Source organism: Type-C symbiont of Plautia stali (assembly GCF_059730935.1).
In genome coordinates this window covers 2,235,004-2,253,535 of sequence record NZ_AP035923.1, presented here as the reverse complement: position 1 = coordinate 2,253,535, position 18,532 = coordinate 2,235,004, and the positions used below count along the sequence as shown (strand labels likewise).

20 protein-coding genes are annotated in these 18,532 nt (G+C 59.0%); 14 read left to right on the top strand and 6 right to left on the bottom strand.

The window, feature by feature from the left end; genetic code table 11:
- Positions 1–17: 17 nt before the first annotated feature.
- From pspD to tyrR, 4 genes are all read left to right on the top strand, one after another.
- Complete coding sequence (pspD, locus tag AC6I7J_RS10555) at positions 18–266, top strand: phage shock protein PspD (RefSeq protein WP_021506136.1); 249 nt, start codon at positions 18–20, stop codon at positions 264–266.
- Complete coding sequence (locus tag AC6I7J_RS10550) at positions 247–1,644, top strand: YcjX family GTP-binding protein (RefSeq protein ID WP_058780608.1); 1,398 nt, start codon at positions 247–249, stop codon at positions 1,642–1,644. The genes pspD and AC6I7J_RS10550 overlap by 20 nt, the downstream gene beginning before the upstream one ends.
- Positions 1,641–2,714, top strand: a complete 1,074-nt coding sequence (locus tag AC6I7J_RS10545; protein ID WP_498005618.1) for a YcjF family protein — start codon at positions 1,641–1,643, stop codon at positions 2,712–2,714. The genes AC6I7J_RS10550 and AC6I7J_RS10545 overlap by 4 nt, the downstream gene beginning before the upstream one ends.
- Before the next feature lie 213 nt (positions 2,715–2,927).
- Positions 2,928–4,493, top strand: coding sequence for a transcriptional regulator TyrR (gene tyrR, locus AC6I7J_RS10540; RefSeq protein ID WP_498005616.1), 1,566 nt, complete (start codon positions 2,928–2,930; stop codon positions 4,491–4,493).
- A 58-nt stretch (positions 4,494–4,551) separates the two neighbouring features.
- Here the strand turns inward: tyrR and tpx are convergent, their stop codons facing one another.
- The gene (tpx, locus tag AC6I7J_RS10535; protein ID WP_021506132.1) at positions 4,552–5,055 is read right to left on the bottom strand and encodes a thiol peroxidase; all 504 of its coding nucleotides are present in this window, start codon (positions 5,053–5,055) and stop codon (positions 4,552–4,554) included.
- Positions 5,056–5,206: 151 nt separating this feature from the next.
- Here tpx and ycjG point away from each other — a divergent pair, with 151 nt between their 5' ends.
- Positions 5,207–6,193 carry an L-Ala-D/L-Glu epimerase gene (gene ycjG, locus AC6I7J_RS10530; RefSeq protein ID WP_215480279.1) on the top strand — a complete coding sequence of 329 codons (987 nt, stop codon included), beginning with the start codon at positions 5,207–5,209 and terminating at the stop codon, positions 6,191–6,193.
- Here ycjG and mpaA read toward each other — a convergent pair.
- A complete protein-coding gene (gene mpaA, locus AC6I7J_RS10525; RefSeq protein WP_215480280.1) occupies positions 6,162–6,875 on the bottom strand; it encodes a murein tripeptide amidase MpaA in 714 nt (237 codons plus the stop codon). The genes ycjG and mpaA overlap by 32 nt on opposite strands.
- 188 nt (positions 6,876–7,063) lie before the next feature.
- On the opposite strand from mpaA, the gene AC6I7J_RS10520 reads away from it, so the two are divergent.
- From AC6I7J_RS10520 to AC6I7J_RS10510, 3 genes are all read left to right on the top strand, one after another.
- Complete coding sequence (locus AC6I7J_RS10520) at positions 7,064–8,683, top strand: peptide ABC transporter substrate-binding protein (protein WP_215480281.1); 1,620 nt, start codon at positions 7,064–7,066, stop codon at positions 8,681–8,683.
- A gap of 128 nt (positions 8,684–8,811) precedes the next feature.
- Complete coding sequence (gene zntB / locus AC6I7J_RS10515; protein ID WP_021506128.1) at positions 8,812–9,795, top strand: zinc transporter ZntB; 984 nt, start codon at positions 8,812–8,814, stop codon at positions 9,793–9,795.
- A gap of 307 nt (positions 9,796–10,102) precedes the next feature.
- Positions 10,103–10,249, top strand: coding sequence for a hypothetical protein (locus tag AC6I7J_RS10510; protein ID WP_021506127.1), 147 nt, complete (start codon positions 10,103–10,105; stop codon positions 10,247–10,249).
- Positions 10,250–10,302: 53 nt separating this feature from the next.
- Here AC6I7J_RS10510 and ttcA read toward each other — a convergent pair whose 3' ends face one another.
- Positions 10,303–11,238, bottom strand: coding sequence for a tRNA 2-thiocytidine(32) synthetase TtcA (gene ttcA / locus AC6I7J_RS10505; RefSeq protein ID WP_414056851.1), 936 nt, complete (start codon positions 11,236–11,238; stop codon positions 10,303–10,305).
- A gap of 325 nt (positions 11,239–11,563) precedes the next feature.
- On the opposite strand from ttcA, the gene iraP reads away from it, so the two are divergent.
- Positions 11,564–11,929 (top strand): anti-adapter protein IraP, encoded by a 366-nt coding sequence (gene iraP, locus AC6I7J_RS10500; RefSeq protein WP_010618425.1) that lies wholly within the window; start codon positions 11,564–11,566, stop codon positions 11,927–11,929.
- Between the two features lie 146 nt (positions 11,930–12,075).
- Positions 12,076–12,276 carry a DUF2767 family protein gene (locus AC6I7J_RS10495; protein ID WP_010618426.1) on the top strand — a complete coding sequence of 67 codons (201 nt, stop codon included), beginning with the start codon at positions 12,076–12,078 and terminating at the stop codon, positions 12,274–12,276.
- 77 nt (positions 12,277–12,353) lie between these two features.
- On the opposite strand, the gene AC6I7J_RS10490 is transcribed toward AC6I7J_RS10495, so the two are convergent.
- Positions 12,354–13,010 (bottom strand): MgtC/SapB family protein, encoded by a 657-nt coding sequence (locus AC6I7J_RS10490; RefSeq protein WP_021506125.1) that lies wholly within the window; start codon positions 13,008–13,010, stop codon positions 12,354–12,356.
- Between the two features lie 189 nt (positions 13,011–13,199).
- Between AC6I7J_RS10490 and AC6I7J_RS10485 the strand changes: the two genes are divergently transcribed.
- Complete coding sequence (locus tag AC6I7J_RS10485; protein ID WP_021506124.1) at positions 13,200–13,472, top strand: putative hemolysin; 273 nt, start codon at positions 13,200–13,202, stop codon at positions 13,470–13,472.
- 15 nt (positions 13,473–13,487) lie between these two features.
- Here AC6I7J_RS10485 and AC6I7J_RS10480 read toward each other — a convergent pair whose 3' ends face one another.
- Entirely contained in the window at positions 13,488–14,480 is a 993-nt protein-coding gene (locus AC6I7J_RS10480) for a 2-hydroxyacid dehydrogenase (RefSeq protein ID WP_059008751.1), read from the bottom strand.
- A gap of 165 nt (positions 14,481–14,645) precedes the next feature.
- Here AC6I7J_RS10480 and AC6I7J_RS10475 point away from each other — a divergent pair, with 165 nt between their 5' ends.
- Genes AC6I7J_RS10475 through AC6I7J_RS10465 form a run of 3 tightly spaced genes read left to right on the top strand, consistent with a single transcriptional unit; the run spans position 14,646 to position 17,781 of the window.
- Entirely contained in the window at positions 14,646–17,264 is a 2,619-nt protein-coding gene (locus AC6I7J_RS10475; RefSeq protein WP_498005611.1) for a YdbH family protein, read from the top strand.
- Complete coding sequence (locus AC6I7J_RS10470; RefSeq protein ID WP_010618431.1) at positions 17,261–17,449, top strand: YnbE family lipoprotein; 189 nt, start codon at positions 17,261–17,263, stop codon at positions 17,447–17,449. Before AC6I7J_RS10475 ends, AC6I7J_RS10470 begins: the two co-directional genes overlap by 4 nt.
- 11 nt (positions 17,450–17,460) lie before the next feature.
- Positions 17,461–17,781, top strand: a complete 321-nt coding sequence (locus tag AC6I7J_RS10465; protein WP_498005609.1) for a YdbL family probable chaperone protein — start codon at positions 17,461–17,463, stop codon at positions 17,779–17,781.
- A gap of 78 nt (positions 17,782–17,859) precedes the next feature.
- Here the strand turns inward: AC6I7J_RS10465 and azoR are convergent, their stop codons facing one another.
- The gene (gene azoR / locus AC6I7J_RS10460; protein WP_021506120.1) at positions 17,860–18,459 is read right to left on the bottom strand and encodes an FMN-dependent NADH-azoreductase; all 600 of its coding nucleotides are present in this window, start codon (positions 18,457–18,459) and stop codon (positions 17,860–17,862) included.
- Positions 18,460–18,532 lie beyond the last annotated feature (73 nt).

Here is an 18,532-nt window from a genome sequence, read left to right as displayed (position 1 = left end):
GCTCTAAGAGAGGCGCTATGCATACGCAACGTTTAACTGCTCTGCGCCGCCGCGCAACGCCTGCGTTGAAGTCGGCGGGAAAATTCATCATCATCAGTGCAGTAACTTATGCGCCCGGCGGCCTGGCCGGCTGGGCAGTGAAATCGGTGGCGCGCCGTCCGCTGCGCCTGTTGCTGGCGGCCGCCCTGGAACCGTTGCTGAGTAAGGCGTTTAACCGCCTGTCGGCACGTTTCATCAGGGAGAGCGATGAAAAGACTGCAAAATGAATTGATGGGGCTGATGAACCGCGGTGTGGATCGCCATCTGCGCCTCGCCGTCACCGGCCTGAGCCGCAGCGGTAAAACCGCGTTTATCACCTCGCTGGTTAACCAGCTGCTCAATGTCCACAGCGGCGCGCGTCTGCCGCTGTTTTCCGTGGTGCGCGAAGAGCGGCTGCTGGGCGTGAAGCGCGTACCCCAGCGTGAGCTGGGCACGCCGCGCTTTACCTATGATGAAGGGCTGGCCCAGCTGTACGGCACGCCGCCGATGTGGCCGACCCCGACGCGTGGCGTCAGCGAGATGCGCCTGGCGCTGCGCTACCGGCCGGATCAGTCTCTGCTGCGCCATTTCAAAGATACCGCCACCCTTTACCTCGAAATTGTCGATTATCCCGGCGAGTGGCTGCTCGATCTGCCGATGCTGGCGCAGGATTATCTTAGCTGGTCACGCCAGATGGTCGGCCTGCTGCAGGGCGATCGTCAGCAGTGGGCCGCGCGCTGGCACAGCCTGAGCGCCGATCTCGACCCGTTCGCGCCCGCCGATGAAAACCGCCTGGCGGAGATCGCCGCCGCCTGGACCGACTACCTGCATCAGTGCAAAACCGAAGGATTGCACTTCATCCAGCCGGGACGTTTTGTTTTGCCGGGTGACATGGCTGGCGCGCCGGCACTGCAGTTTTTCCCGTGGCCCAACGTTGATGAACAGCAGGCCGGCAAGCTGTTACAGGCGCCGGCCGGCAGCAATTTCGCCATGCTGCAGCAGCGTTTCCACTACTACTGTCAGCATGTGGTGAAAGGGTTTTATAAAAATCACTTCCTGCGCTTCGATCGCCAGATCGTGCTGGTCGATTGCCTGCAGCCGCTCAACAGTGGACCGCAGGCGTTCAATGATATGCGGCTGGCGCTGACCCAGCTGATGCAAAGTTTTCACTATGGCCAGCGCACGCTGTTCCGCCGTCTGTTCTCGCCGGTCATCGATAAGTTGCTGTTTGCCGCCACCAAGGCCGATCACATTACCGCCGATCAGCACGCCAATATGGTGTCTCTGCTGCAGCAGCTGGTGCAGGACGCGTGGCAGAACGCCGCGTTTGAAGGCATCAGCATGGATTGTCTGGGGCTGGCGTCGGTGCAGGCGACCGAGAGCGGGCTGGTGGATCATCGCGGAGAAAAATTACCGGCGCTGCGCGGTCATCGCCTCGCCGACGGTGAACCGCTGACCTTTTACCCGGGCGAAGTACCGCCGCGCCTGCCGGGCAACAGCTTCTGGCAGCAGCAGGGGTTTCAGTTTGAACAGTTCCGGCCGCAGCAGCTGGATGTCGATCGGCCATTGCCGCATATCCGCATGGATGCTGCGCTGGAATTTTTACTGGGAGATAAATTGCGATGAGCGATGAAACGCCACTCAAACCACGGATAGATTTTGCCCGCCCGTTGCAGGAGCCTGTGGAGCCGACCCTGCGCGCGGCGCACACCTTTAGCAGCGACGCGCAACAGGGGTTTCTGGTGACGCCTGACGCGGAGCCGCTGGAAGAGGGCGCCGGCGAGAAAGTGGTGGAAGCCGCGCTGCGGCCGAAGCGCAGCCTGTGGCGCAAAATGGTGGGCGTCGGGCTGGGTATCTTTGGCATCAGCGTGGTGGCGCAGGGCGCCCAGTGGCTGCACGATGCCTGGCTGACGCGCGACTGGTTTGCACTGGGCTGCGGCGTGGCCGGTGGGCTGATTGTCGCCGCCGGCGCGGGCGCGCTGATTGGCGAATGGCGTCGGCTGTATCGTCTGCGTCAGCGGGCGGAAGAGCGGGACGTGGGCCGTGAGCTGCTGGCCAGCCACGGTATCGGCAAAGGCCGGGCGTTCTGTGAAAAGCTGGCGCGCCAGGCGCAGCTGGATCAGGCGCATCCGGCACTGCAGCGCTGGCACGCGGCGCTGCATGAAACCCATAACGATCGCGAAATTGTCACCCTGTATGCGCAACTGGTGCAGCCGGTGCTGGATCGCCAGGCACGACGCGAAATCAGCCGTCACGCGGCAGAATCAACGCTGATGATTGCCGTCAGCCCGCTGGCGCTGGTGGACATGGCGTTTATCGCCTGGCGCAACCTGCGGCTGGTGAACCGTATCGCGGCCATCTACGGTATTGAACTCGGCTACTTCAGTCGCATCCGGCTGTTCCGGCTGGTATTACTGAATATGGCGTTTGCCGGTGCGTCAGAGCTGGTGCGCGAAGTGGGTATGGACTGGATGTCGCAGGACATCGCCGCCCGTCTCTCGGCGCGTGCGGCGCAGGGCATCGGTGCCGGGCTGCTCACCGCCCGACTGGGGATCAAAGCGATGGAATTATGCCGTCCGCTGCCGTGGCTGGCGGAGGACAAACCGCGGCTCGGCGATTTCCGCCGTGAACTGGTGGGACAGCTTAAAGAATCGCTGGCCAAAAGCGGTGATAAAGCAGGTCAGGCTGCTAAATAATCTCACCATGTCTGCCTTTCACGCTGCCGATGGCGTGAAAGGTGAAATTATCTGTGCCAAGAGTGATTTCTGGCGGGATTATTGTTGGTTGTTCCGCTACACTTCTTTTCGTCACCTGCCTCAGAGTGTCAACTTTTCATGACAGAACCCTTCTGAGGCGCTGCAAGTTAGCGTATTATCTCTAAAATCAAAACCTGACTAAGGCTCATCGCAATGCGTTTGGAAGTTTTCTGCCAGGACCGTATCGGTCTGGCGCGCGAGCTACTCGACCTGCTGGTTGCCCGTAATATTGACCTGCGTGGCATTGAAATTGCCTCGCTGGGCCGCATCTACCTCAACTTTTCTGCGCTGGAATTTGACGCATTCAGCAACCTGATGGCGGAGATTCGCCGTACACCGGGCGTGACAGACGTTCGCACCGTGTCTTTCATGCCGTCTGAACGTGAACATCGCGCGCTGAGCGCGCTGCTGGTGGCGATGCCCGAGCCGGTGTTCTCCCTCGACCTGAAAGGTAAAGTCGAACTGGCGAATCCGGCGGCGCAGAACCTGTTTAACCTTGACGAACAGAAGATTCGTAACCAGAACGCCGGCACGCTGATTGCCGGCTTTAATTTCCAGCGCTGGCTGGAGAGTGAACGTGTTGACGCGCAGGCGCAGCATGTGGTGATCCAGGGGCGTGATTTCCTCATGGAAGCGCGCCCGATCTATCTGGCGCAGGAAGATGAACAGAACGACCAGCCGGTAGGCGCGATGATCACCCTGAAATCCACTGCACGCATGGGGCGGCAGTTGCAGAACCTCAGCGTCACCGATGACTCCGAATTTGATCACATCGTGGCGGTAACGCCGAAAATGCGTCAGGTGATCGACCAGGCGCGCAAGCTGGCGATGCACGATGCGCCGCTGCTGATTGTCGGCGACACCGGCACCGGTAAAGATATGCTGGCGCGCGCCTGCCATCTGCGCAGCGCACGCGGTAAAAAACCGTTCCTGGCGCTCAACTGCGGCTCGATCCCGGATGACGTCGCTGAGAGCGAGCTGTTTGGTCACGCGGCGGGCGCGTATCCCAACGCGCTGGAAGGCAAGAAGGGCTTTTTTGAGCAGGCGAACGGCGGCTCGGTGCTGCTGGATGAAATCGGCGAGATGTCGCCGCGCATGCAGACCAAACTGCTGCGCTTCCTGAACGATGGCACCTTCCGCCGCGTCGGCGAGGATCATGAAGTGCATGTGGATGTGCGCGTGATCTGCGCCACGCAAAAGAATCTGATTGAGCTGGTGCAGCGCGGTGAGTTCCGCGAAGACCTGTTCTATCGTCTGAATGTGCTGACGCTGAATCTGCCGCCGCTGCGCGAACGTCCGCTGGATATTCTGCCGCTCACCGAAATGTTTGTGGCGCGCTTCGCCGATGAGCAGGGACTGCCGCGCCCGCGTTTGTCACCGCAGCTGACGCCGTTCCTGACGCGCTATAACTGGCCGGGCAACGTGCGCCAGTTGAAAAATGCGCTGTATCGCGCGCTCACGCAGCTGGAAGGTCATGAACTGCGTCCGCAGGATATCGTGCTGCCGGAGCAGGCGCTGGATGTGTCGCTGGGCGAAGAGGCAATGGAAGGGTCGCTGGATGAAATTACCAGCCGTTTTGAGCGTTCAGTGCTGACTCGTCTCTATCTGTCGTATCCCAGCACGCGTAAACTGGCGAAACGCCTTGGGGTGTCACACACCGCGATTGCCAACAAGCTGCGCGAATATGGCCTTGGTCAGAAACGCAGCGAAGGCGAATAATCCGCGTTCTGCATGAACAAGCCGTCTGTGACAGACGGCTTTTTTATCAGCAGTAACCTTACTTCAGCGCTGCCAGTGCCGCTTCATAGTTCGGCTCTTCGGTGATTTCATTCACCAGCTCGCTGTACAGCACCTTATCGTTCTCATCCAGCACCACCACGGCGCGGGCGGTCAGGCCTTTCAGCGGGCCATCGGCGATGGCAACGCCGTAACCTTCAATGAATTCTGCACCGCGCAGCGTAGACAGCGTCACTACGTTATTGACGTTCTCGGCGCCGCAGAAGCGCGATTGCGCAAAAGGCAGATCGGCAGAGATGCACAGCACCACGGTGTTGTCAGCTTCGCCAGAACGCTCGTTGAATTTGCGCACCGACGCGGCGCACACGCCGGTATCAATGCTTGGGAAAATGTTCAGAACTTTGCGTTTGCCTGCATACTGAGAAAGGGACACATCACTGAGATCTTTCGCTACCAGGTTGAACGGTTTTGCCTGCTCGCCAGCCTGCGGGAAGTGGCCGGCAACCGGCACCGGATTGCCCTGAAAGTGAACATTCTGCGACATACAATTTCCTTTTAACGATGAAAAATCTGGCGTTAACCCCACCAGAACAGGTATAGCGTTTGTTTATGACATAAATTTTAAGGGTTTACGAGCCTAATTCAACGTGGAGCTGCACCAGCACGTTATGACGTCATGGATTTGAGGAGTCAGTATGAGAACAGTGAAAAGTTATCCGGAAGCCTGGCCGCTGCACTCGCCATTTGTGATTTCGCGCGGCAGCCGCACCGAGGCGCACGTGGTGGTGGTGGAGATTGAGCAGGATGGCCTCAAAGGGATTGGCGAGGCCACGCCCTATGCGCGCTATGGCGAAAGTGAGGCTTCGGTGCTGCAGCAGATTGCTTCACAGCTTGGTGCGTTACAAAACGGCATGACGCGGGCAGCGCTGCAACAGGCGTTGCCGGCCGGTGCCGCGCGCAACGCGATTGATTGCGCGCTGTGGGATCTGGAGCGCCAGCAGCAGCGCACCAGCCTGGCGGCGCTGTGTGAGGCGGTGCCGGCACAGGAGATCGTCACGGCGCATACCGTCAGCATCGATACGCCAGAAGCGATGGCCAGCAGCGCGCTGGCGCTGTGGCAGCACGGCGCGCGCCTGCTGAAAATTAAGCTGGATAACCATCTGATCAGCGAACGGCTGGTGGCGATCCGCAGTGCGGTGCCGGACGCCACGCTGATCGTCGATGCCAATGAATCCTGGCAGGCAGAAGGGCTGGCGGCGCGCTGCCAGCTGCTGGCGGATTTGCAGGTGGCAATGCTGGAGCAGCCGCTGCCTGCCGTGCAGGATGCGGCGCTGGCCCATTTTATCCATCCGCTACCGATCTGTGCGGATGAGAGCTGCCACACGCGCGACAGTCTGGCAGCCCTGCACGGGCGCTACGACATGGTGAATATCAAACTGGATAAAACCGGTGGGCTGACCGAAGCGCTGGCGCTGGCCACGGCCGCGCGCGCGCAGGGATTTGCCATCATGCTGGGCTGTATGTTGTGTACCTCACGCGCCATTCGCGCCGCGCTACCGTTAACGCCGCAGGCCACGTTTGCTGACCTCGACGGTCCGACGTGGCTGGCGGCCGATGTGGAACCGTCGCTGCACTTCTCGCACGGCGTGCTTAAGACGACGGCTGCCAGCGCAGCAGGTTGATCATCGCATCAAGATACACCTCGGTGGCTTCGTCCACCGAGATGGCGGGCATTTCGGCGGTGATGCAGGGCAGACTGAGATCGGCGCACCAGCTGCCAAACGAGCCCGGCGTGGCGTAGCCGACGCTACTCACCACCGGCAGACCGGTTTGTTCCGCCAGCCAGCTGGCCAGCGGGCTGTGGTGCGGATCATCAATACAGGCCAGCGGTTCGTGCCAGGAGACGACCCAGCGCGGTCGGATACGATGAATCAGCTGGCACAGTGCGGCGGTTTCCGGCTCTGACGCTGGTGCGTTTCCGGTTGAGAGTAGCACATCGCGCGCGTCGGCCACGCTGTTCCAGCGATAGACGGTATCGCCCGCTTGCCAGTTGGCGGCAGGGAAGTTGCGGTTGAGATCGATACCGTTGACATTGGCGCGCAGCCCGAGCTGGCAGCCATCCGGATTGACCGCCAGAATCACATGATGACGCCGCAGCGTGTCCGGCAGCGTGCGCATGGCGGCAGAGAGCGTGGCCACCGCCGCGTTTTCATCGCCGTGGGTGCCGGCGATAATCAGTCCGCTGTCCTCGTCGGCCGCCGGTGCTGGAAACCACAGCAGCGGCGCACCCAGCACCGATTGTCCATACTGTTGCCAGACGGCGTCCAGCTTACCGCGTAGCGGGCGCGGGTGGTGTGTCGACATAACCTTCCTCTCTGTCATGCATCGCGTTCAGCCGCAAAAATTGTGAGCTGCCATCCAGCCTCAACATAACGGTAAACAGCAGACGGGGAAATAGCTATTTATCAATCAGCGATTTGCGATAAAGTGCGAAAAGTTGCTGGCGACGCATTGGTTTGGCCGTCGCCCTTTTTTCGGGTCAAGGAGTCGTGATGAAACTAACTTTCCGCACCACGCTGGCCGCGCTCATCATCAGCAGCGCTCTCTCATCCGCCTATGCCGCCAGTGTGCCTGCCGGGGCGCAACTGGCCAGCAGCCAGGAAATCGTGCGCCATATCAAAGATGAACCGGCCTCGCTTGATCCGCTCAAAGCGGTCGGTCTGCCGGAGATTCAGGTGCTACGCGATCTGTTTGAAGGGCTGACTAACCAGGACGCGCAGGGCAAAATCGTGCCGGGCGTTGCGCAGAGCTGGAGCAGCAACGACAACAAAACCTGGCTGTTTACGCTGCGCAAAGACGCACGCTGGTCTAATGGCCAGCCGGTGACCGCACAGGATTTTGTCTATAGCTGGCAACGTCTGGTCGATCCTAAAAACAGTTCGCCTTTCGCCTGGTTTGCTGCGCTGAGCGGCATTGATAATGCTGAAGCCATCACCAAAGGGCAGATGAGCCCGGACAAGCTGGGCGTCGTGGCTACCGATGAAACGCACCTCAAGGTGACATTGTCACGTCCGCTACCGTGGTTCCCCAGCATGGTGGCTAACGTGGCCATGTTCCCGGTGCCGCAAAAGGTCATCGCGCAAAACGGCGATGGCTGGACTGCGCCGGGTAAACTGGTGGGCAACGGCGCTTATCAATTGCAGGAGCGTGTGGTTAACGAAAAGATTGTGCTGGTGCGCAACCCGCACTACTGGGATAACGCCCATTCGGTGCTGACTAAAGTGACCTTCATTCCCATCAATGAAGAATCCAGCGCCACCAAGCGTTACCGCGCCGGGGATATCGATATCACGGAATCCTTCCCGAAAAATATGTACGGCCTGCTAAAAAAAGAGCTGCCGGGGCAGGTGTATACGCCGGATCAGCTTGGCACCTACTATTACGCGTTTAATACGCAGAAAGGGCCGACGGCGGATGTGCGGGTGCGTAAGGCGCTGTCATGGAGCATTGACCGCCGCATCATCGCGGAAAAAGTGCTGGGCACCGGCGAGAAACCGGCATGGCACTTCACACCGGACGTCACCGCCGGCTTCACGCCGCAGCAGAGCTATCTGCAGCAGCACAGCCAGCAGGAACTGAATGCGCAGGCCAAAGCCCTGCTGACCGCCGCCGGTTACGGCCCGGCTAAACCGCTGCACCTGACGCTGCTGTATAACACCTCTGAAAGTCACCAGAAAATTGCGATTGCGGTGGCCTCGATGTGGAAAAAGAATCTCGGCGTTGACGTGACATTGCAGAACCAGGAGTGGAAAACCTATATCGACAGCCGCAACAGCGGTAATTTCGATGTGATTCGCGCTTCGTGGGTGGGCGATTACAATGAGCCGTCGACCTTCCTCAGCCTGCTGACCGCCAGCCACAGCGGCAATATTTCCCGCTTCAGTAACGCGGAATATGATGCGGTGCTCAGTAAAGCCAGCAATGAAACCAGCGTGGCGGCGCGCAATGCCGATTACAACAAAGCCGAGCAGATCATCGCTGACCAGGCGCCGATTGCGCCGATCTACCAGTACACCAACGGGCGGCTGATCAAGCCGTGGGTTAAGGGCTATCCCATCACCAATCCGGAAGACGTTGCCTACAGCCGGGAATTGTGGATTGAGAAACACTGACGCTGAACCGCCACGGAGGGCGGTGAACGACCCGGTTGCGCTGTCATTTTTACTCACACCCTGGTAATTGCAACTGTCCCGCGCCGCGCTAGACTGTATCGTATTGTTTTTGCTAGTGAGGCGAGTACGTGAACGTCATTGAAGGAAAAGCGCTGCAGGTGTCGGATGCGATTGTCGCCTGCCAGTTCGACGGCAAGGGTGGCGTTATCGCCATTGAAGATAAAGATGTCATCAACTGCGAGCGTCACTGCTGGCTGCATCTGAACTACACCCAGCGGCAAAGCGCCGACTGGTTGCAGCACACGCCGCTTATTCCTGATGCGGTGCGGGATGCGCTGGCCGGTGACAGCATGCGACCGCGCGTGACGCGTCTCGGTGACGGCTTTATGATCGTGCTGCGCAGCGTGAATCATAATGCCGATTCGCGCCCGGACCAGCTGGTGGCGATGCGGGTATTTATCAATGACAAGCTGATTGTTTCTACCCGCCGTCGCAAAGTGTATGCCATCGATGAAGTGCTGACCGATCTGCAAAACGGCAACGGCCCGGTGGACGGCGGCAGCTGGCTGGTGGACGTCTGCGATGCGCTCACCGATCACGCCAGCGAATTCATTGAAGAGATGCACGATAAAATTATCGCGCTGGAAGATGCGCTAATGGATCAGCAGGTCCCGGCGCGCGGTGAGCTGGCGCTGCTGCGTAAACAGCTGATTGTAATGCGCCGCTATATGGCGCCGCAGCGTGATGTCTATGCGCGGCTGGCAAGCGAGAAACTGCCGTGGATGAGCGATGACGATCGCCGCCGTATGCAGGATGTCGCGGATCGGCTGGGGCGCGGGCTGGATGACCTCAATGCGGGCGTGGCGCGTACCGGTATTCTGGCGGATGAAGTGGCCTCGCTGCTGGCGGAATCCATGAACCGGCGCACTTACACCATGTCGCTGATGGCGATGATTTTCCTGCCTGCCACGTTTCTCACCGGGCTGTTTGGCGTCAATCTCGGTGGCATTCCCGGTGGCAGCTGGCCGCACGGCTTTACCATGTTCTGCGGGTTGTTACTGGTGATGGTGCTGGGGGTCGCGCTGTGGCTGAAACGCCGCAACTGGCTGTGATGTTATCAGGGGGTTATCTGCAGGTCATGAACGGGTAATTGTGGCGGTGCAGGGGAGAAAAGCGGAAAAAACCTGATCGACATCAATAAGCGCATAGCCCAACCGGGGCAAACTCTCTCCCGCAGGTGAATGCAACGTCAAGCGATGGGCGTTGCGCTCCATATTGTCTTACTTCCTTTTTTTGAATTACTGCATAGCACATTTGATTCGTACGACGCCGGCTTATCCGCCGGCTTTTTTTTGCCGTTTGGCTTGCTGCCGCATCCTTTCCTATGCTTAACAGACATTCAGCGAACAGGAGAACGGCATGCGCATGATTCACGCCAGCGAACCTATCCCGACCGATCCGCCACCGATTCCCGAACCCGTGCCGCAACCGCAGCCCATTCCCGAGCCTGAGCCGCCGCACGATCCTGAATTTCCGCCGATTAGCGATCCTCCGCCGCACCGCTAATAAAAAAGGCGCGTTGCCGGAGCGACGCGCCTTTATGCTGCAAAGTCACCGCGTTATTTAATTTCCAGCACGTCGAGGCGAGCGCTCAGGTCCGGCTGATCGTCCTCGTCAGCCTGCCAGCCGACGGGCTGCGCTGGCAGCGATTCGCGATCAAAACCAATGTCCCCGCCGTCAACCACCGCATCACCATGCTTAATGCCTTTGAAATCAAACAGATTAATATCAGCCATATGCGAGGGCACGATGTTCTGCATGGCGCTGAACATGGTTTCAATGCGGCCCGGATAGCGCTTGTCCCAGTCACGCAGCATATCGGCAACCACCTGGCGCTGCAGGTTCGGCTGTGAACCACACAGATTGCACGGAATGATAGGGTACTGGCGCGCTTCGGCAAACCGTACGATATCTTTTTCGCGGCAGTAGGCCAGCGGGCGAATCACGATATGTTTACCGTCGTCGCTCATCAGTTTTGGCGGCATGCCTTTCATCTTGCCGCCGTAAAACATGTTGAGGAACAGCGTCTGCAGGATGTCATCGCGGTGATGACCTAAGGCAATCTTGGTGCAGCCCAGTTCAGTGGCGGTGCGATAAAGAATACCGCGACGCAGGCGTGAACAGAGCGAGCAGGTGGTTTTGCCTTCCGGAATTTTTTCTTTAACGATGGAGTAAGTGTCTTCGTTGACGATCTGGTACTCCACGCCCAGCGTGTCGAGATAAGCTGGCAGCACGTGTGCCGGGAATCCCGGCTGTTTCTGGTCAAGATTCACCGCCACCAGCGAAAATTTGACCGGCGCGCTCTGCTGCAGGTTACGCAGAATTTCCAGCATGGTGTAGCTGTCTTTACCGCCGGACAGGCACACCATGATGCGATCGCCTTCCTCAATCATGTTGAAATCCGCAATCGCTTCACCGACGTTACGGCGCAGGCGCTTCTGCAGTTTGTTCAGGTTGTACTGCTCTTTTTTATTAACTTCTTGATATTCAGACATGAATTTCGGTCTCGGTGATCGCTGGTCAGCTGCGGATGTCGCGTTGATGCGGCCCTCGCCAGGCCTGCATTAACCGTGTCCGCGCACGCTGCGGGTCGCTGCGCTGGCCTTTATGGGTGCCGGCTGACCGCAGTCAGCAGGAAAAGTCTGTGGCGTATGGTACGGATTACAGCGCCAAATTCCAGCACGATTTATGGGTTTGCCGGTGATGTGCTCTGTGCGCCTCGCGATCGCGGTCAGAGACCTGTTGCGCTATTCACAATTTTTAGTTTGTCGCGGATTTTGCAAGCGGTACACTGCCTGCTTCCCCAGGGAGGAATAAGCGATGAAAAATGTTGTGTTAAGCATGCTGGCGAAGATTTCACAAATTGATGCCACCACCAAGCAGTTGACCGCGCGCGTTGAGGCTCAGTCGCTGCTGATCGGTGCGCTGGTACTGGCCGTCAGTAAGAAAGGCGGCGTCACTGAAGTTATTGAAAGCGCCAACAAAGCCATCAACATGGTGATTGAGTCAGCCGAGGCTGACGATATGCTGAAGTCGGACGCCGCTATTCTGCTGAGCGAGTTTCAGGATCTGTTGACGATTTCGCGTGCGGTTGACAGCGCCGATGATGTCATCAACCAGCAGGCGCTGGAAGGTATTACTGGTGTGAGCAGCGCCAGCGATGACGACAAAAAGGATCCGTCCTAATCGCGCAGCGCCGCAGTCGGCTACCATTGCGCACATTTTGCCAGCGGTAACTGCATATTTATTGATCTGGGTAAAGATTTCTTCTCACTGCGCTGACAGGATGGATTCAGCGCTTTTTTTAGTTTTTAAAGGTGAGGAGAGGAACAATGCAAACGTACGACATGGTATTTGAGGAGGCGTGCCGGCTGGTGGGGCAATGCTATCTGGAACTGGCGCAGCGCGGTGCCGCTACCGAAAAAGAGGTGCTGGCCAGCGAGTTGCGTAACCTGCAACTGCGCTATCGGGAATTAACTGGCGCGCCCAATCGCGCCGTTGAAATGGCGATTGGACAACTCAAACCCTGCTAACCCAGCCGCCCGGCCTTGAGCGCCGGGCTTTTTATCTCCCCTCCACCGCAGCGGTTAACCCGCCAGCGCCAGCGCAGTCAAACCATTTCCAGCGACTGCACGCCTTTGATTTCCATCACTTTGTCATAAATGCTGTGCATAGGAAATCTGCGTGACAACGTCACCTCAACGCTCAGCTCGCACAGCCCGCTCTCTTCGTTACGATTGACCACAGCGATGTGGCCATAGCGCAAATTTTCGCGCTGCAGTACCAGCAACACCAGCGGTACGCTTTTGGCTTTGAGATGGACGATAAGGGTGTGATGGCGGCCAATCAGCCAGTGGCTGATACGGCGGAACGTTTCCAGCACCACCAGCGCCAGCACCGTGCCGTAAATACCGATTTCGTACATGCCGCTACCGATCACCAGGCCAATCGCGGCGGTCACCCACAGGCCGGCGGCGGTCGTCAGGCCTTTCACAATCTGCTTTTGAATGATGATGGTTCCAGCGCCAAGGAAGCCCATGCCGCTGACCACCTGCGCCGCAATACGGCTGGGATCCAGCGCCACATGATCATTAGTCAGCATATCGGCAAAGCCATATTTTGACACCAGCATGAACATGGCGCTGCCAATGCCGACCAGAATGTGAGTGCGCAGGCCCGCTTCTTTAGCGCGCATCTGGCGCTCCAGGCCAATCAGTCCGCCCAGTATTCCGGCTAACGCGATGCGGATGAGCATATCGGCTAACATCCTTCCTCCTTATTGATTGATGTTTCGTATGAACAGGCAGAGAAAAGAGGCAAAACGCTGCAATCAGGATAATTCTGCTTGCCAACGACGATATTAAATTTTGTAAAAAGCTGTGTCGCCTATCGATCGCGCACCGCTGCTGACATATGCTGGTGCGACTTTTCCGCTCACACTCCCGGAGCCCGACCGATGAAAGCCGCAACTTTACTGCTGGCCGGCGCAGCGCTGTTACTCTCTGCCTGCAGCAGCAACAGCGACAATGAACCGCCGCAACAGGCAACCGCCGCGCACGTGCAGCCGCACGTCGTGATGTCGTCCATGGCAGAAGCCAACTGCAACAGCGCAGGTGGCACGCTGGCGTTCTCGCGTCAGTTAGACGGTTCACGCATCGGGATGTGTCAGCTGGCTAACGGTCGTCGCTGCGACGAACAGGCGCTGATCGGCGGTGCCTGCGCCCGCTAACGCAGGCGCAGAGCGTTACGCCTTAACCTGATTTGAACAGGTTTCCCCGCGTGACAGCTGCTGTAAATTACTGAGCGTGGTTTCTGAAATCGCCGTCAGCGCTTCGGCGGTGAGAAAGGCCTGATGGCCGGTAAACAGCACGTTGTGGCAGGCCGACAGGCGGCGGAACACGTCGTCCTGAATCACGTCATTCGACTTGTCTTCAAAAAACAGGTCGCGTTCGTTCTCATACACGTCCATGCCGAGCGAGCCGATTTTCTGCTGTTTCAGCGCCTCAATCGCCGCCTGTGAATCAATCAGCCCACCGCGGCTGGTATTGATAATCATCACGCCATCTTTCATCTGGCTGAACGCCTGTGCGTTGAGCAGATGATGGTTTTCCGGCGTCAGCGGACAGTGCAGGGTGATGACATCGGACTCCGCCAGCAGCGTTTTCAAATCAACATATTCCGCCCCGAGCGCCAGCGCGGCGTCACTTGGGTACGGATCGTACGCCAGCAGACGCATGCCAAAACCTTTCAGGATGCGCATTGTCGCCACACCAATCTTGCCGGTGCCGACCACGCCAGCGGTTTTGTTATGCATGTTGAAACCGGTCAGGCCGTCCAGCGAGAAGTTGGCATCGCGCGTGCGCTGGTAAGCGCGGTGAATGCGGCGGTTAAGCGTCATCATCAGGCCTACCGCGTGTTCCGCCACCGCTTCCGGCGAATAGGCGGGCACGCGTACCACCTGCAGTCCCAGCGCGGCGGCTGCGTCGAGGTCGACGTTATTGAAACCGGCACAGCGCAGCGCGATATATTTCACGCCCAGCGCCGCCAGCTCCTCCAGCACCGCTTTGCTCCCGTCATCGTTAACGAAGATACAGACCGCATCACAGCCAGCGGCGTTTTTCGCCGTGGTTTCGCTCAGCAGGAAGTCAAAAAACTGCAGCTCAAATCCGTAGCCTTCGTTAACGTGCTCGAGGTATTTCTGGTCGTAATGCTTGGTGCTGTAAACCGCAACTTTCATTGTTTCGCTCCTGAAAAATGTTACGTCGGTATCACATCAGGATAACGTTTTCCGCGTCATTTTGCTGTTCTTCAGCCAGACTAAAGCGGTAACGCCTTCATTTGCCGGGCGTAACATGCCATCATCTCTGTCAGGATTGGGTAAAGAACAGGAACGTTAACAGCCATGACGCGGGGCCTCCGTCGACTACTTGCTGCGCTACTGGCGCTGATACTGCTGCTGCTGGGATTGCTGCTGACGCTGACGCACTGGCTGCCGCGGCTGGCAGGTATCTGGCTGCCGGAAAATACCCGCGTCGAGCTACACGGCGCGCCGCACTGGCAGCAGGGCCGGCTGGTGTTTCCTGATGTGCGCTATCTGGCCGGCGACTGCCTGCTGGCGCAGGTCGCCGACGTGGGACTTGGCCGGACGCAACAGCGCTGGCAGCTTGATGCGCGCGAGGTGGCGCTCAACAGCAATTGTCTGCAGGCGCTGCCGCACAGTGCCACGCGCGATGCGCCGCGCAGCCTCGCAGAGTGGCAGCAGATGCTGCCCGGCGCGGATATCCATCTGCAACAGCTCAGTATTTTGCCATGGCAGCAATATGCCGGCCGCTTCGATCTGACTTTAGACAAAGACCTTCAGCAGCTGCGTTATCAGGGCGACAACCTGCGCGTCGCCGCGCGCCTGCAGGGGCAGCAGCTGCACATTGATCAGCTGCAGCTCAGCCATCCTTTACTGCCGCAACCGGTCGAACTGCATGGCAATCTGACGCTGCCGACTTTTGCCGATGGCCTGCCGGTGGCGGGTGAGCTCAGCGGTGCGCTTAACCTGACGCAGTGGCCGCAGCCGCTGGCGCTGACGCTCAACTGGCAGCAGCAGCAGGGCGAACTGGTGGTGCGCCAGCAACAGGAACCACAGCCGTTGTTGCAGCTGCCGTGGCAGGTCGATGCGCAGCAAATCCGCATCACTGCCGGTCACTGGCGCTGGCCGTTCGGGTCGCAGCCGCTGTCGGGCGGCGTGGCGCTGACGCTGGATGACTGGCAGCAGGGGCTGGAACAGACGCAGATCCGCGGCCGCTTTAATTTACTGACCGCCGGACGCGGCGGGAAAGGCAACCTGGTACTGAGTGTTGGGCCGGGCAAGCTGAGCCTGACTGACAGCGCACTGCCGTTCCAGTTAACCGGCGAAAGCAAGTTTGCCGACCTGCAGCTGTACGGCACCATTCCCGGACAATTACATGGCATGCTGAGCGATCCGCAGCTCAGCCTGCAGCCTGGCGCACTGCTGCGCCTGCGCGGACGCTTACTCTCGACGCTGGAAGTGGATGAAGCGCGCTGGCCGCTGGCCGGCGTCAGCGTGGCCTCGCGCGGCATCAACGGCCGGTTACAGGCGATTCTCAACGCGCACGACCCCAGTTTCGGCCGCTTCAGGCTGCATCTCGACGGGCGCGCCAGCGACTTCTGGCCAGACAGCGGACGCTGGAACTGGCGTTACTGGGGCGAAGGCGTGATGGCGCCGCTTAGCGCCAAATGGGATGTGAAGGGCACCGGCAGCTGGCACGACACCCTGATCAGCCTCGATACGCTGAACACCGGGTTTGATCAGCTGGCGTACGGCATGGTGCAGGTGGATAAGCCGCGCCTGACGCTGACCGCGCCGGTGCGCTGGCAGCGCGATGTGGCACAGCCAGCGTTTAACGGCGGGTTTGCGCTGCGTTCCGGCCAGACGCGCTTCAGCTACGGTGGCTGGCTGCCGCCGTCCGAACTGCGTTTCGATGCCAAAGGGCGCGATCCAGGGCGTTTTCTGTGGCGCGGTCAGCTCACCGCTGAAGACATCGGACCGCTGCGCGTGCATGGCCGCTGGGACGGCGAACGGCTGCGTGGTGAAGCCTGGTGGCCGGCGCAGTCGCTCAGCGTATTTCAGCCGCTGCTGAGCAGCGATCTGAAGATGCGTATCCAGTCTGGCGAGCTGCGCGCGCAGATGGCCTTTTCCGCCGCCAGCGGCCAGGGGTTTGAGGCGGGCGGTTTCTGGGCGGTGAAACAGGGCAGCGTATGGATGCCGGACAGCGAAATTAACGGCATCGATTTTACCCTGCCGTTCCGCCTGAAAGATCATCAGTGGCAGCTGGGGCGCCGCGGGCCGGTGTCGCTGCGCATCGCCGAAGTGAAGAACCAGTTTGCGCTGCAAAACATAACTGCGGATCTGCAGGGCCACTATCCGTGGCAGGAGCGCCAGCCGCTGACGCTCAGCAACGTCAATCTCGATCTGCTCGGCGGGCACGTCAGCATGCCAGCATTGCGTTTACCGCAGCATCAGCCGGCGCGGATTTCGCTGCGTGACATTGATCTCAGCCGGCTGGTGACGGCGCTCAAGCCGAAGCAGTTTGCCATGTCCGGTAAAGTGAATGGCGAATTGCCGCTGTGGGTGAACAATCCGCACTGGCTGATTGAAAAGGGCTGGATCGCCAACAGCGGCCCGCTGACGTTCCGCATGGACAAAGACATGGCGGATGCGATTGTCAGCAATAACGTGGCCGCCGGGGCGGCGATGGACTGGCTGCGCTACATGGAGATTGCCCGTTCGTGGGCGACGCTGGATCTGGATAACTTCGGTAACCTGATTCTGCAAAGCGAGGTGAAAGGCACCAGCCAGTTCAGTAACCGCCGCCAGTCCGTCAATCTCAATTACCGTCATCAGGAAAACCTGTTCCAGCTGTGGCGCAGCCTGCGCTTTGGCGATAATTTGCAATCCTGGGTGGAGCAAAACGCCACCCTGCCATCCAACAAGGACCCGAAACCATGAGCCTGAGGGCATTACTGGTGCTGACAGCGGGACTGCCGCTGCTGGGCTGTGTGCCGCGCATCGAAGTCGCCGCACCCAAAGAGCCAATCACCATCAACATGAACGTAAAAATCGAACATGAAATCCACATCAAGGTGGATAAAGACGTCGAAGCGCTGCTGAAGAATCAGAGCGGACTGTTTTGAGGAGAGGCTCGATGAAACGCAAGGGGATAGCGCTGTTAGTGGCGCTTTTGCTGGTGCCGTCGGCCTGGGCGCTGACGCTGGATCAGGCGCGCCAGCAGGGGCGCGTGGGCGAAACGCTGAGCGGTTATATCGCCGCTCGTCAGCAGGATGAAGAGACGCTGGCGCTGGTTAAGCGCATCAATGACGGCCGCAGCCAGCAGTATCAGCGCGTGGCGCAGCAGAACAACCTCACCACCGCCGAGGTGGCGCGCATCGCCGGCGAGAAGCTGGTTAACCGTGCCGGCAGCGGCGAATATGTGCGCGGGATTAATGGCCAGTGGGTGCATAAATAGCTGCTTCCACGACAGCGCAGGCATAAAAAAGCCGGGCACTCAGGCCCGGCAAGACAGATAGCATTGTTTTAATGATGATTACGCAGCAACAATCTGTTTGATGGCATCTTTGGCATCGCTGGCGGCTTTGGTTGCCACTTCCGGACCGTAAGCAATGCCTTCGGCGAACACGAAGTCAACGTCGGTGATGCCGATGAAGCCGAGGAACAGTTTCACGTACGGAGTCAGCAGATCAGTCGGGGTGTCTTTGTGAATGCCGCCACGGCTGGAGAGGATCACCGCACGTTTGCCTTTCACCAGACCTTCCGGGCCTGCTTCGGTGTAGCGGAAGGTGACGCCGGCACGGGCAATCAGGTCAAAGTAGTTTTTCAGCTGAGTAGGAATGTTGAAGTTGTACATCGGAGCGGCGATAACCACGGTATCGTGCGCCTGCAGTTCAGCAATCAGTTCATCGGACAGGGCCAGCGCGTCCTGCTGACGTGGCGACAGCGGCGCGTCTGAAGGACGCAGGGCGCCAACCAGTTCACCGTCCAGTACCGGAATCGGCTGGGCAGCCAGATCGCGTACCGTGACTTCGTCGCCTTTGGCGCGGGCTTCATCAGCGTAGAAGTCTGCCAGCTGGTTAGACTGTGAGTAACCGGCAAGGATGCTTGATTTCAGAACTAAAACTTTGCTCATGGTATTTTCCTGTACGTTACGCGGTTGGCTTACCGCTCAATGCGTTACACTCTACGGAGTTCGTCCGGCAGGT